Source organism: Bacillus sp. JJ1562 (assembly GCF_036962705.1).
Classification (GTDB): domain Bacteria; phylum Bacillota; class Bacilli; order Bacillales; family Bacillaceae_L; genus Ferdinandcohnia.
The window spans coordinates 1-13,357 of the sequence record NZ_JBALOQ010000010.1 but is presented as its reverse complement, the minus strand read 5'-3'; the positions used below and the strand labels follow the sequence as shown (position 1 = coordinate 13,357).

Below are 13,357 nucleotides of genomic sequence, written 5' to 3'. Positions count from 1 at the left end.
AAAATCTCCCCTTCTTTATCTATTAGAAAAAAGATACTCGGGTTTATTAAACGATTCCATATTAACAAGTGCAGCCGCACCTAAAATATGAACATTTTCACCTAGAGTTGAAAATCTGATTTTCACCCTATTCGCTGGGGCTCGTAAAGCTCGTTCGTCTAACCAGTATTGGATTTCTTTCAGTAATCGATCACCTAGCTGATTAATTTCACCATAAAGGATAACCATTTCAGGATTGAAGATATTAACTAAATTGACAATCCCCAATCCAAGATATTTCCCAAGTTCCTTAATCGCGATTTTTTCAACTAGGCGATCTCCTAGTTCAATGGCTTTAATAATTTGCTTCACTGTAAGACTATCATTCTCTTTCACAAGATCTTTTAAGATTGATGTATATTCTAACTGATATTCTATTTGTTTCAATAATGCTGAAGAGGATGCATATGTTTCCCAACAGCCCCTATTTCCACAGCTGCATATGGGTCCATCAAAGCTAATTATCGTATGGCCAACCTCACCGAAACTATTATCAACACCTCTTACAAGACGGTCATCGATAATAATTCCAGCCCCAATTCCAATATCGGTAATCAAACTGACAAAGGAATTAGCATCACGACCTAATCCTAACCATTTTTCAGCTAATGCAAAATTGTTATCCTCATTGTCTATCCAGACTGGAAGTTGAAATTTACTAGATAATATTTCTCCTAAATTGACACCTGTTAAATCATTAAAGTGAATCGATTTTTGGATGGTGCCTGAATTTTGATCTACCAAACCAGGCACTCCTCCGCCAATCCCCAATAATTCTATCTCCAATTCATTCGCCACTTTAACAAACTCGGCTACAATACTTTCAATAACTGATAAACTTTCTTTTCCTTTACAACCTTTAATCGATTTTTGGGTCTTATATAGGCTATTTGCATTAAGATCGATTAGAGCACCTGTAATAACCGTTGAACTAATATGAACAGCTATTATTCCTCTACCTAGTGGGTTAAATGTTAAAAGCTGAGGACGTTTTCCACCATGAAATGTTGATTCCCCTTTACCACACTCTTTTACATATCCATCCTTGACTAAACTATCAACTAAGCTGGATACCGTAGGGATACTTATTTTTAGCTCCTTAGCGATTTCTGGCTTCGTCGTTTCAGTTTTTAATTTAATATATTGTAGAATTCTCACTTTATTTGAATGTCTTATATCCGTTGCTGTTAAAGGGGAAGACATAGTTTCACTCCTAACTTAGTTTACAAAATACCATATTTATTAAAGGCACTTACTACACCCATACCGTTTTGTAAAGCCTTCCTCATTTCATTTTCACCATTAACTTTTTCTAATGCCTTTTGCAGAACGGGTTCTATTAACTGCTTGGGAACTACAGCGATTCCATCATGGTCTGCAAATACTAAGTCACCCGGAAATACGAGAATATTTCCGCATTTAATTGGGACATTATAGTCAATTACATCGGTTCTTCCTTTTGAGTCATATGGACTATACCCTCTTGCAAACACAGGATATCCTATTTCTTTTATTTTTTCACTATCCCTTGTTAATCCGTCGATTACAGCTCCTCTTGATCCCTTGACCTGTGCAGCTGTACTTAATAGTTCGCCCCAGAATCCACTACTTGTAGACCCATTTGTAGTCGCTACAACGACATGATCTTGTTTTAGTTCATCAATGGCTTGCAGTTCCTTCTTATATGGCTCTGTTGGTATTTCGTAGACGTCTGTAGCAAGCATGGTAAATGCATAGCCTACTATTTTAAAAGAAGGATCTACAGGTCGAATGGTATGGTCCATACCCTGGTTTCTGTACCCAAGATCATCTAATATATCCACTAAAACAGCACTATATAATTGTTCTTGTAAGAGATTTAAATTTACCGTCATTTTTTCCAATTCACTCCACTCCTATCGAGTATTGTTTATTCAATTTCTGCTTGCAATGCATCTAATGCTTCTTTCGGTGATAACTCTTTTAGAAGCACTTGTTGTGTTGCTTTAATTGCGCCTAACCGTACCTCAGTGTATGTTGGGTCGGTAATTGGATAAAATTTCGCAACTGGTAGTTGTTCTATAAAAGTTGCCTTTTCAGGGTCTTTACTTGCCATACTATCTCCTACTTCTTCAATGACTGGCAACATTCCTTCATTTGTCATAAACTGTTCATGATTTTCAGCCGAGTAAAAATACTCTAAAAACTTTCCAACAGCATCAGGATGTTTTGTTGACTTAAATACCATTAACACGTCTTCAACACCCAGGTTAAATGGATCTTTTCCATCGTTTACTGGTATCGTTGACACACCATAGTTCAAGTCTGGAGCATCCTTTGCTAAAATCGTTGGTAAGAAGTTAGCTGAAATCATCATACCTAGCTCCCCAGCTCCAAATACCTTATGCATTTCATCACGGTTAATAGCTGTTGGTTCTGGATTCGTGACTTTATGATCGTGAACTAATTCGCTCATAAATTCAAGAGCTTCCACGTTTTCAGGAGAATTCAAAGCCCATTTGTCATCCTTTTTCCAGCCTCCACCATTCCCCCATGTGAAGTATGAAAAATAAGCTTGACCTTCAAAGTTCGTCATTGGGATACCAAATCCGTCTTTACCTGTTTTCTCTTTAATCGTTTTACTTACTTCAACAAGCTCTTTCCATGTTTTTGGAGCTTCTTTAATTCCTGCCTCTTCAAAAAGATCTTCGTTAAAGAATAGACCTCGGATAGAGGCCAAGTAAGGAAGAGCATACACTTTACCATCTACAGTATTTGCATTAAAGAAGGACTCGTAAAACATCCCTTTTAATTCTGGAGAAATTACATCTTCAACAGGTAGAAGTAAACCATCTTCTGCAAAAGCAGCAAATTGAGATGTATTTAAAAGATCAGGAGTTTGATTTGTTGCTACCATTGTATTTACCTTCTGCTCAAGAACATCCCAACCAATAACCTCTAATTCTACCTTAATATCCGGATTCTCTTCCTCAAACTTGTCGATTACTCCTTTTAAATACGGCTCTGTCGCGTCACTATATTGAGCAGCAACAAATTTAATTTTTTTCACGTCACCATCTGAATCTTCTTGGGATGTTTCACTATTACTAGAACAGCCAATCAAAAGCAAGAAAAACAGGATTAAGACAAACACCACTTTCATAAATCCAGATTTCTTTTCCATTTCTTTTTCCCCTTTCAGTGTTCAAATTGATAGTCGTACAATTAATCAACTATTTTTGCTTCCAAACGAGTAAGCATGTCTTGGACATGTCCGATTACCTGATCTTCTGTCTCAGGTAAAAGCTGGCTTGTTCTAGATGTAATTGTCTCATACCCCCCTTCCTTAAATGCTTGTTTTGTAGGTACGTATCCAACATGATCATTTGCCAAACCAAATATGAGAGTATGTGTAAAAGGAGAGAGCTCCTTTATCTTCAAACCTATTTCAACAAAAAACTCTCCTGGTAAACCTACAATACAGACATCACCAATCTGAATGGTCTGAATCTCTGTTTTTAAAAAGGTTTCTGGAAGTTTGCTGAGATAAATTTCGTCTAATGCATACGTTTCCTTCGGTTTACCATCCAATAAAGAGGGAACCTTCCAGTTTACTTTCTCTAGTAGGGCAATCGCTTCTTGTACTCTTTCTTTTGATATTTTCCTTCGAGGTAGTTTTATAGATTTTGTTTGGCTATTTATTCCAAAGTCTTCCAAATACTGTATCTCATCTAAAGCACATACCACTTTAGAGCAAAGCACTTCGCCAATTCGTTTTGTCTCCTCAAATCCACGTGTTTGATTTGAATCATGAACATTTATATGGTTAATATTCCCCACTGCACCATTTGCAAATAAAACGACAAGCTCTTTACTTATTTTTTCTTCTAGACCATCCGTAAGTGGACCGACAAAGTCTCTAGATATTTTCCAATCCTTCCCTACTAAAATGGCTGGATGTAATGTGAAATTTACAAGTACACTTCGGATTCTGCCGACTTGATCCTTAACAGAAATCACATAAAGTGAGGGATCAATCGGTCCACTAGTGCCTATTACATCAGCTGGATTCAATGACTCCCAATTCATCCGTAGTGACCCATCCTTCATAAATAACCTTCTGTTAAAACTAACACTTTTTTCATGTTGAGTACCAATCCCTATTTTGCAGGTAAAAGTATTTTCCAAACATTGTTCAGTGGCTTTGACAATTTTAAATTTAAGGTTTTCTAAGTATTCACGTATAATCGGATGCTTTTCTTCACTAAATATTTGAGTGTCTGGTCCAGAATGTGTGTGTGTTGCAAAAATAATGATATTCTTTATAGGGATTTGAAAAAGAACTTCAAGATATTCCTTGATATCTTTTGTAAACGAATCATGTACATTAATAATGTCTAATCCTATAAACAATATGGAGTGATTGTCGTTTTCTAAATATAAGACATTTGCATACAATGGATCATGGATATCTCTTGAAATGTTATCCTCTCTAATGTTTCCCCCAATAGGCGCTCCAAACGGAGGAGTGATATCAACTTTCGAACAACCTGCTCTCATCCCTTTACCTCCTTTTATATAGCATTGTCTATAAATTCAATTTCCCCAGATGGGTGAATTCTCTTCACTTTCGAATCCCCCTCAAAAACTACCACTTTCAATTCTTTCTTTACCTCTTGTTTCTTTTTAATTACACCTGCTGTTTTATTTGAAATCGCTTCTTGTAATCCATTTATTCCTAGCTCTGGGATACTCGTAAATGGTTCTATCGCAAGAGTATACGCGTTGCCGTACCACGGGTAGCTTTTGTTCCCACCAAATTCTTGCCATATCCAGATATAAGGAAACATTTCAACTGGCCAGCTCATCCCTATTCCAATACCAAGCTTTTGGTTGGTTAACCCGAACCATCCTTCTTTTAGGTTACGAGCAAAAAGCATATCCGAGGTTCCTTCATTGATACTAACTATCTCCTTCATATCAACAGGGTTCCCCTGACTGTCTTTTCCAAGAGGCCACACGAACGCATCATTTGTTCTAAAACGATTGTTATCTTCCTGTTTTTTCTGCGAAATGATTTCGCAACTCGGTAGGGATAGAACACAATCCTCACTTAAAAAAGGTGCACCGAATGCAGGGTGATGTCCCCACATATAATGTAAGTCGATATTTCCATGATTCTTGATCGTTTCATTAATATAGACAACCTTCTGACCTGCTTTCAATTTGATTCTCTTTTTGATTTCAAATGGAGTCCGAACAGTTTTTGTTGTGAGAAGTACTTCAACTTCTTCTGTAGTGTCTTTTAATATTTTGTATTCCCATGGTAGATAGGTTACTTCTCCATGAAAGCCAGTTGAGCTTCCTAAATAAGTAGTAGAACCGCTAGCTGAAGGAAATAATTCTTGCCATCCACCGAAATAGGAATCCATAAAATGTTCAGAAGGTGTAGTAGCAAAAGGAGTGGAGTTTGGTTTTCTTATTCCAGAAGGAGACCTCCATAAAAAATCGATATCCATTGGTTTGTAAATAAGTTCAAATATGTCGCTTCCTTTATCTACGAACATAGAAAGCTTAAGATATTCATTTTGAAGAATAAGTACATTCATGCCTTTGTAGATCCATCCCGTTTCAATCCTACAGCCGTAATTTCTTTCATGTATCATTATTTGTTTTTCCCTCTAGCTTCTACTTGAATGAATCTTTCAATTTTACCTTTGCGGTATCCAATCAGCTCATTCGCTAAATTAACCGTTGGACAAACATGATTCGGAATGATTTCTACTACTTCTCCAATTTGAATATTCGCTCCTACATCCATACTTTCAATTACACCATGCTCTTCAGATAACCAGCTTACATAAACATCCTTATTCTTCACTAATCCAAATCCTTGGTTAAATCCACCCTTATCAGAAGATAATGTTTTGGAACCAGCATCGACGATCACTCTATTACGGTCCGGTTTACTAACTACCGTTGATACGATGGTTAGAGCACAATCCTTTTCATCGATAAGCCCCAGCTCGATCAGGGTACCATCATTGAACACATAGGTACCTGGTCTCATTTCAGTTACTCCAGCAACCTGATGACCAATATAAGAGGTAGGAGTTGATCCAACACTAATTTCTGGGATGTCGATGCCTAGCTTTTCTTTCACCAATCTTTGTGTAGCTACCAAGTATTCCCCCTCCTGAACACTAATCTCTTGTAATTGTTCTTTGTTCTTCGTCTTATACGACTGTCCCGCATGAGTCATTAATCCTTTAATGGTTACATACTCAAAGCCTGCTAATCTCTCAATAAGCTCGACAGTATTCTCTTGATCTTTTCCAACACGATTTAAACCTGTGTTCACTTCAACATAAACCTGCATTTCTTTCCCTAATTCCGCACCGACTCTATTAATTCCCTCTCCAACCTCTACACTATCTAAGGAAGTAATAATATTGACTTCTTTTGCAAGGACCTTTAACCTTTCTAGCTTCTTTTCTCCAATGATTGGGTAGGCTACTAATATCTCCTTTATTCCGTGCCTACTCATCACTTCTGCTTCTCCAAGCTTTGCAACTGTAATCCCTGCCGCCCCGTATTCGATTTGTTTTAGTGCAATATACGGACTTTTATGTGTTTTGATATGCGGTCTCAGCTTTATCCCGCTTTCCTTTGCGAGCATTGACATTCTACGAAGGTTTTTTTCCATGACATCAAGATTCAATACTAACGCCGGTGTATCGAGCTCCTTTAACATAACTATCTCTCCTTCTTCTTCCTAGTGCTTTACACTTCCAGATGTCATTCCACTGATTAAATACTTCTCGATCATCAAAAAGAGTACAATCGCAGGTATGGTTGTCACAAGAGATGTGGCAAATAAGTATTGCCATTTCACATCAAACTTTCCAAAAAAGGCATAAATCCCAACTGTTAAAGGCTTGTTTGTTTCTGTGGAAATTAGGGTTAAAGCAACAACGAATTCGTTCCATGCCATAATAAAGACAAAGATGACGGTCGTAATAATTCCTGGTACGGCAAGTGGAAGAATAATTTTTCGAAGTGCCTGCCATTTTGTACAACCATCTAACCATGCCGCCTCTTCTAAATCATAAGGAATGGAGGAAAAGTATCCATTTAGGATCCATACTGCAAATGCCTGATTAAACGCAGCGTTTACTAAAATTAATCCCCAGATTGAATCCATTAAACCTAAAAACTGAATCTCTCGAAACAAGCCGACTAATAGAACAATTGGAGCAAACATTTGGGTTACAATAATTAGGTAAAGATAATATTTTTTGCCTACAAAGTTTAGTCTAGCTAATACGTAGGCTGCAGGTATCGCACAAACAAGTGTCACTAGCATTGTGCCTCCTGAGATATAAAAGGAATTAAGTAAATAATCTAGTAATGGTATTTTGTGCCATATATCAATAAAGTTTTGAAATGTCCAATCCTGTGGTAACAAAGTAGGAGGTAACGAATAAACTTCCTTCTCACTTTTCAATGAAGTAATTAGCATTATTAAGTATGGAAATAGTAAGACAGTTGCTAAAAGATAAGCCGAAATAATAAGAAATCCTTTTTTCATTCCTCTAGGTTTATGCATTCGTTAGTCCCCCTTTCTAGTTACTAGTTTTAAATAGAATAAGGCAAATGATAAAAGTAATATAAAACTGATAACCGATACAGCCGCAGCTTCACCCATTTTATTTTCCTGAAATGCAAGTTTATATAGATATGTAGTAACCAAGTCTGTCCGGTTAATTGGATCTCCTTTTGTAATTGCCCAGATAATTGGGAAGGAGTTAAAAACATAAATCGTATTTAATACTGTGCTAACTGTGAGGGCCGGTTTCAATTGTGGTAGTGTAATGTAAAAAAAAGATTTGATTGAATTGGCCCCGTCAACACTTGCGGACTCGTACAAAGATGATGGAATTGATTGTAATCCAGACAAGAAAATAAATGAGGTAAAAGGAATTGTCACAAATATCCCTACAACGATCATGAGTGGAAATGAGAGAACTGGATCTGCAAGCCAATATATATTCTTTTCGATAATCCCTAATTTTAATAACATTAGATTGAGAGAACCGTAGTTGAAGTCTAGAATCCATTTCCAAATTACTGCTGTAATGATCGTCGAAACCGCCCAAGGCACAATCAACGTAGCGCGTACAAAACGTCTTCCAGGAAATTCTTGATTCAACAAGCTAGCGATCCCTAAGGATAATACGGTGCTGATTCCAACTACAGCGACGGTCCAAATGAGCGTGTTTTTAAGCACCTTTAAGAAGGTTGCATCCTTAAACAGAGTTTTAAAATTTTCCAATCCAATGAATCCCTTGCGTAAACCAGATAGACTCATATCTGAGACAGAGGTAATCAACAATTCAATGATTGGATATAATACAACCGTAAAAATTAATAAGACACTTGGAAGTAGCCATAGATATGGTCCCAAAACAATCTTTTTACGCCTTTTTCTCACCGTCTGAATGTTTTTTTGCTGCGACAATGGTATCTCTACATCGGTTCCATTTACTTTCATGCTCTTCCCCCTTTATTTAAAAGTTTTAGTACCTATCCTTTTTTATAAGTGATTCTTTCACCTACACCCATTAGCAGTGTAATATCAGCAATATTTTTTTCTACTGCGGCTCGATGAATTTCCAAGGGACTTAAATATGCCTCTTGCCAAATATTCCAGTGCATTGGAATAAATAATTTTGGATGAAGCATTTTTACTGCTTCACATGCTTCGCCTGCTGGCATGTACCAATTGACACCTGGAGGATTGATAGCTGTACTGACAAATGCAATATCGATATCATACTCCTCACCATACTGCTTAAATTTTTCATGTCCAAAACTATCACCACAATAAATCATAGTGATTCCTTCCGTTTCAATTAAATAGATATTCCCATCTGGACATGCTGGGTCAAAGCATTCGAGTGTTGTAATTTTCATATGATCAATATTAACTACATCACCGGCTTTGACACTTCTCAATCGATCGTCTGAAAAACCCCAAGAAGATGCTTTATTTGTTGAAGTCATTGGACCAATAAATATGGCTTTGGTATTTTTTGCAACTGCTTCAATGGTTTTCTGGTCACAATGGTCATCATGTTCATGACTTGAGAAGATTAAATCTAATTTTCTAATTTTATCTGCCTCAAATGGAATAAACGGTTTTCTCGTTAAATCAGCTGTGTCTGGCAGCGTATTTAAGTATGGGTCCATCATAAATAGCATATTTTGGGTCTTACATACAAAACCAGCCCCAGCCAAATACCATATTGAAATCTCGGATGATTGAACGTCGAATTCTAAAATCTCATTCATTAAATCCATTTCAATTCCTCCAACCTTCTAATTGATTCCCTACTTCTCAACTCCGCACCATTTTATTATTGTTAGCGCATACATTTTAATTAACTTCTTATAATCATCTACATAAATGAATTCATCGGGTGCATGGGCATTTCCACCCTTTGGTCCCCAAATAATTGCTGGAGTATTGCTGTACATATTGAACATAAATGAATCACATGCAAATGGCGCACCATCAATGAGTAATTCTTCCTTACTTTCTTCAGACACCTCTTTTACGACGTCAAGGATTCCGTGATTCTCCGGAATACTTGTACCTGGTAAAAAACGAATGAGTTTTTGGACTTTAGGAGGCATCATCTTTAATAACTCATCCTCTTTTGACTTTTCCATTATAAAGGCTTCAAACTCCTCACGCAGTTCTTCCTCAGTTGTACCTGGATAGCATTGGAACCAGACGTCCAATGTACATTCACTAGGTACTCGATCGCAAAGTGGGAGATTGATTGGGCCTGCTTTCAAACCTTGTATGTAGGTTGGAAGACCTGGATTTAGTTTATAATACTTTGAGTTAGGTATAGCTTGACTTCTATTTTCTTCAAATTGGCGAAAGATCTCTATAAATCTAGCAGCCGGATAAACTGGGTTTAATAGTTTTTCCCCACTAAAGGATCTACCTGCCCGACCTTGAAATTTAATTCGGAACATACTTCCTCCTTGAGCAGCAGGACAAACAATCATATTTGACGGTTCTGGAACAATTGCAATATCTGCTTCATAGCCTCTTAATCGACATGCCAGTGTACCGTTCGCTCCCCCGTATTCTTCATCCACCACACTTTCAATGATGACATCCCCCTTAAGCCTTATGCCTAATTCATTAAGGAGTTTTAAGGCCATCATGGATGCGGCCATTCCTCCTTTCATATCAAATAACCCTAATCCATATTGCCTTCCATCTTTAATTTCCCCAGCATAAGGATCCACCGACCACGGGTCATCGCCTTCCGGTACGGTATCCATATGCCCTGAAAAAATAATAGACTTTCCATTACCTGTTCCTTTTTTTGTACCTACGACATTTGGGCGATCCTCATAGAATCGTTCCCCTAGGTATGCAGGATGTGCTGTTAATCCAGGTACATCCGTAGGTAAAAATACATCTGTTTCACAACCAAGTTCTTTTAATGTCTTTTCAACTAATTGTTGTACCTCTTTTTCTTCACCTGTAGGATACCGATTCTGGCTTGGAATAGAGACAAGAGAACGATTGAAAGCAAGAATCACTTCTTGATTATTTGTAATCCATTGATCAATTTTATCTAGATAATTCGTATCTGATTTATTCACTACTCCTGACATAATTGACCTCCATCTACTACAAGCTCTGTACCTGTGATAAATGAAGCTTCATCAGAAGCTAAAAAGCAAAATGCATTTGCGACTTCTTCAACTTTTCCATAACGATTTAAAGGGATTTTTTGAGTATATTCTTTGAGTTCTTTTTCAGTAATCCCTCCTTCAATTGCTAGCTCAGTTAAGATAAACCCTGGGCAAACATTGTTTGCTCTGATATTATATGGAGCTAATTCGATCGCCATCGTTTTCGTAAGTAGCTTCACTCCACCTTTACTAGCATTATAATGTGCTAGATTAGCCTCAGCTAATATTCCGTTACTAGATGACATGTTTACTATCGAACCAGATTTCTGTTTTACCATCTCTCTCGCTATAACTTGTGAGCAGAGGAATGTCCCTGTTAAATTTACTGAAAGTGTTTTATTCCAATATTCATCTGACACTTCAAGAAATGGTTCAAAGTGAGCGATTCCCGCATTGTTTGCAAGAACATCGATACGCCCTAGCTTCTCTTTAGCAAAAGCCACCAGAGTCTCTACTTCCAAGCGCTCCGTTATATTAACTTTTATCGGGTATACTTCGCCATATTGACGAAGTTCGTCCTCCGCTTTGTTTAAATTTTCTTCGTTAATATCACAAATTACAACCTGCGCTCCTTCTTGGAGAAACTTCTTTGCAATGGCTAAACCAATTCCTCGTCCTGAGCCTGTAACAATCGCCTTTTTTTCTTTTAAACGCATATACTCACTCCTTATCAGATTTTTCATTTGAAAAAGCTTGTATTAATCGCTTATTTCAACTACCATTTCGATTTCCACAGGGGTATTAAAAGGTAGGTCACTCGTACCTAATGCTGATCTCGCATGTACCCCCGTTTCACCAAATACTTCTTCGAAAAGATTTGACGCCCCATTGATTACATACGGCTGTTCAACAAAGCCTGGAGCACTGTTTACAAATCCTAATACTTTTACAATACTTTTAATACGATCAAGATCACCAAGATGCTCTTTTAGGACAGCAAGTAAGTTGATAGCTGTTTGTCTAGCAGCCTCCTGACCTTGTTCTATCGTTAAATCACTTCCAAGCTTTCCTTCATACATTAATTTTCCGTTTACACGGCAATCGTTACCGGATGTATACACAAAATTACCGTTACCGAATGTTTTTGCAGGAACATACGCTGCAGCTGCTTTAGGTGCTTCTGGTAATTCAATTCCTAGTTCTCTTAGTCTTGCTTCTATTCTTGACATATAAAAAACATCTCCTTAAACTAATTTTGTTAGTTAAACTAAATAATTTACTATACAAAGCAACATGTCTTAAGACGTATCTTAATATCATAGAACAACATGTTTTGGAGCTATTTGTACATGATTCTTTAAGTCAAGTGTTTCAGTAATGGTCATGAAGGTTTGATTATGCGTCTTCTGCTGAGGTCAATATAAGAATTAGTGCGAAGTTGCTTATTAATAAGTTAATAAGTTTAGATGTTTGATAGTTAAGTTGTCTTACACTTATATTTAATTGAAGTCAGTTGTTTAACCTATTTTATGAACCTTGAAATGTGTGGACACTTTTTTAATTTAACTTTCCATTTATGACTCCACCGTCAATGACAAAGGAGGAACCCATCATAAATCGAGACTCATCTGATGCAAGATAAAGCGCTGCAAATGCCACATCGATCGGTTTTCCTAATTCCTGGCTTAATTGTCTTCTTTTGATCGCATCAAGTGCTGCTTCTGGGTTCGGATCTCTGGATAGATAATCCTCTACAAATGGTGTATAAATAGTACCTGGCATCAATGCATTTACTCGAATGTTATACTTTGCATAATCAACCTGCATTGATTTTGTTAACGATAATACAGCTCCTTTACTAGCTGAATATGAAGCTCTATTAGCTAATCCTATATCCGCTAGACAAGAAGACATGTTAATGATGGATCCACTCTTTTGACTCATCATAAAAGGGAGAACGTATTTTGAAACTAAAAATACACCATTAACATTCACATTCATCACACGTTGCCAATCCTCTAATTCCACTTCATGCAGTGGTCCAACACCACTTATACCAGCATTATTAAATAGAATATCAACCCGATTTAATTGCCCAATCATGCTCTCTACTAAACTCTTAACTTCTAACGGATTTGTAACATCCCCTTTAATAAAGGCAGCCTGATGATTATTTTCACGTATTTCACTCACAACAGCTTCTCCAGCAACTTCATTAACATCGTTAACAACAACCATAGCACCCTCTGCAGCAAACAGAATGGCCGTTTCTTTTCCAATACCTGAACCAGCTCCGGTGATAAGTGCAACTTTTCCGGCTAACCTTCCCACATGATATCTCTCCTCATTATTTATTTTTAAATGCTAACGCTTACATTTGGTTGTTTTTTTATAGAACCAAGAAACCAACCAAGGATTTTACTTAGTTAATAAAGTTAGTTATTAAAGTATCTTTATTAACTTATTTATCACATAATAGCATCTATATTAATCCATAGTCAACACCTTTTAAATGAATCTTTTGATTATTTTAAATATTTAAAGATAAGTATATTTTGATTAATAACTAATAACTTCATGAAGAACTACGATGACTACAGATAATGGATTTGAC

At 36.9% G+C, this 13,357-nt stretch carries 13 protein-coding genes; all 13 read right to left on the bottom strand.

All coding sequences use genetic code 11. From position 1 onward, the window contains the following. Positions 1–15 precede the first annotated feature (15 nt). Positions 16–1,242: an ROK family transcriptional regulator gene (locus V7097_RS06760; protein ID WP_335702849.1), complete on the bottom strand. Its 1,227-nt coding sequence runs from the start codon at positions 1,240–1,242 to the stop codon at positions 16–18. 20 nt (positions 1,243–1,262) lie between these two features. After that, positions 1,263–1,913, bottom strand: coding sequence for an RraA family protein (locus V7097_RS06755; RefSeq protein ID WP_335702887.1), 651 nt, complete (start codon positions 1,911–1,913; stop codon positions 1,263–1,265). Between the two features lie 35 nt (positions 1,914–1,948). Beyond that, positions 1,949–3,202 (bottom strand): extracellular solute-binding protein, encoded by a 1,254-nt coding sequence (locus V7097_RS06750; protein WP_335702848.1) that lies wholly within the window; start codon positions 3,200–3,202, stop codon positions 1,949–1,951. Positions 3,203–3,243: 41 nt separating this feature from the next. Then, positions 3,244–4,578, bottom strand: coding sequence for a neutral/alkaline non-lysosomal ceramidase N-terminal domain-containing protein (locus V7097_RS06745; RefSeq protein ID WP_335702847.1), 1,335 nt, complete (start codon positions 4,576–4,578; stop codon positions 3,244–3,246). A gap of 14 nt (positions 4,579–4,592) precedes the next feature. After that, positions 4,593–5,684 (bottom strand): aldose 1-epimerase, encoded by a 1,092-nt coding sequence (locus V7097_RS06740; RefSeq protein WP_335702846.1) that lies wholly within the window; start codon positions 5,682–5,684, stop codon positions 4,593–4,595. Further along, a complete protein-coding gene (locus V7097_RS06735; RefSeq protein WP_335702845.1) occupies positions 5,684–6,772 on the bottom strand; it encodes an alanine racemase in 1,089 nt (362 codons plus the stop codon). Before V7097_RS06735 ends, V7097_RS06740 begins: the two co-directional genes overlap by 1 nt. Before the next feature lie 21 nt (positions 6,773–6,793). Continuing rightward, the gene (locus tag V7097_RS06730) at positions 6,794–7,627 is read right to left on the bottom strand and encodes a carbohydrate ABC transporter permease (protein ID WP_335702844.1); all 834 of its coding nucleotides are present in this window, start codon (positions 7,625–7,627) and stop codon (positions 6,794–6,796) included. Between the two features lie 3 nt (positions 7,628–7,630). Further along, positions 7,631–8,572 (bottom strand): carbohydrate ABC transporter permease, encoded by a 942-nt coding sequence (locus V7097_RS06725; RefSeq protein WP_335702843.1) that lies wholly within the window; start codon positions 8,570–8,572, stop codon positions 7,631–7,633. A 32-nt stretch (positions 8,573–8,604) separates the two neighbouring features. Beyond that, positions 8,605–9,381 (bottom strand): MBL fold metallo-hydrolase, encoded by a 777-nt coding sequence (locus V7097_RS06720; protein WP_335702842.1) that lies wholly within the window; start codon positions 9,379–9,381, stop codon positions 8,605–8,607. Between the two features lie 30 nt (positions 9,382–9,411). After that, entirely contained in the window at positions 9,412–10,722 is a 1,311-nt protein-coding gene (locus V7097_RS06715) for a M20/M25/M40 family metallo-hydrolase (RefSeq protein WP_335702841.1), read from the bottom strand. Continuing rightward, positions 10,710–11,459 (bottom strand): SDR family NAD(P)-dependent oxidoreductase, encoded by a 750-nt coding sequence (locus V7097_RS06710; protein ID WP_335702840.1) that lies wholly within the window; start codon positions 11,457–11,459, stop codon positions 10,710–10,712. The genes V7097_RS06715 and V7097_RS06710 overlap by 13 nt, the downstream gene beginning before the upstream one ends. Positions 11,460–11,501: 42 nt before the next feature. Continuing rightward, positions 11,502–11,972, bottom strand: coding sequence for a RidA family protein (locus tag V7097_RS06705; RefSeq protein ID WP_335702839.1), 471 nt, complete (start codon positions 11,970–11,972; stop codon positions 11,502–11,504). A 328-nt stretch (positions 11,973–12,300) separates the two neighbouring features. Continuing rightward, positions 12,301–13,074: an SDR family NAD(P)-dependent oxidoreductase gene (locus V7097_RS06700; protein ID WP_335702838.1), complete on the bottom strand. Its 774-nt coding sequence runs from the start codon at positions 13,072–13,074 to the stop codon at positions 12,301–12,303. Positions 13,075–13,357 lie beyond the last annotated feature (283 nt).

What these genes read in the sequence shown, in the direction of transcription:
- V7097_RS06760 (WP_335702849.1), bottom strand. Translation starts at nt 1,242, where the DNA reads ATGTCTTCCCCTTTAACAGCAACGGATATAAGACATTCAAATAAAGTG.
- V7097_RS06755 (WP_335702887.1), bottom strand. Translation starts at nt 1,913, where the DNA reads ATGACGGTAAATTTAAATCTCTTACAAGAACAATTATATAGTGCTGTT.
- V7097_RS06750 (WP_335702848.1), bottom strand. Translation starts at nt 3,202, where the DNA reads ATGGAAAAGAAATCTGGATTTATGAAAGTGGTGTTTGTCTTAATCCTG.
- V7097_RS06745 (WP_335702847.1), bottom strand. Translation starts at nt 4,578, where the DNA reads ATGAGAGCAGGTTGTTCGAAAGTTGATATCACTCCTCCGTTTGGAGCG.
- V7097_RS06740 (WP_335702846.1), bottom strand. Translation starts at nt 5,684, where the DNA reads ATGATACATGAAAGAAATTACGGCTGTAGGATTGAAACGGGATGGATC.
- V7097_RS06735 (WP_335702845.1), bottom strand. Translation starts at nt 6,772, where the DNA reads ATGTTAAAGGAGCTCGATACACCGGCGTTAGTATTGAATCTTGATGTC.
- V7097_RS06730 (WP_335702844.1), bottom strand. Translation starts at nt 7,627, where the DNA reads ATGCATAAACCTAGAGGAATGAAAAAAGGATTTCTTATTATTTCGGCT.
- V7097_RS06725 (WP_335702843.1), bottom strand. Translation starts at nt 8,572, where the DNA reads ATGAAAGTAAATGGAACCGATGTAGAGATACCATTGTCGCAGCAAAAA.
- V7097_RS06720 (WP_335702842.1), bottom strand. Translation starts at nt 9,381, where the DNA reads ATGGATTTAATGAATGAGATTTTAGAATTCGACGTTCAATCATCCGAG.
- V7097_RS06715 (WP_335702841.1), bottom strand. Translation starts at nt 10,722, where the DNA reads ATGTCAGGAGTAGTGAATAAATCAGATACGAATTATCTAGATAAAATT.
- V7097_RS06710 (WP_335702840.1), bottom strand. Translation starts at nt 11,459, where the DNA reads ATGCGTTTAAAAGAAAAAAAGGCGATTGTTACAGGCTCAGGACGAGGA.
- V7097_RS06705 (WP_335702839.1), bottom strand. Translation starts at nt 11,972, where the DNA reads ATGTCAAGAATAGAAGCAAGACTAAGAGAACTAGGAATTGAATTACCA.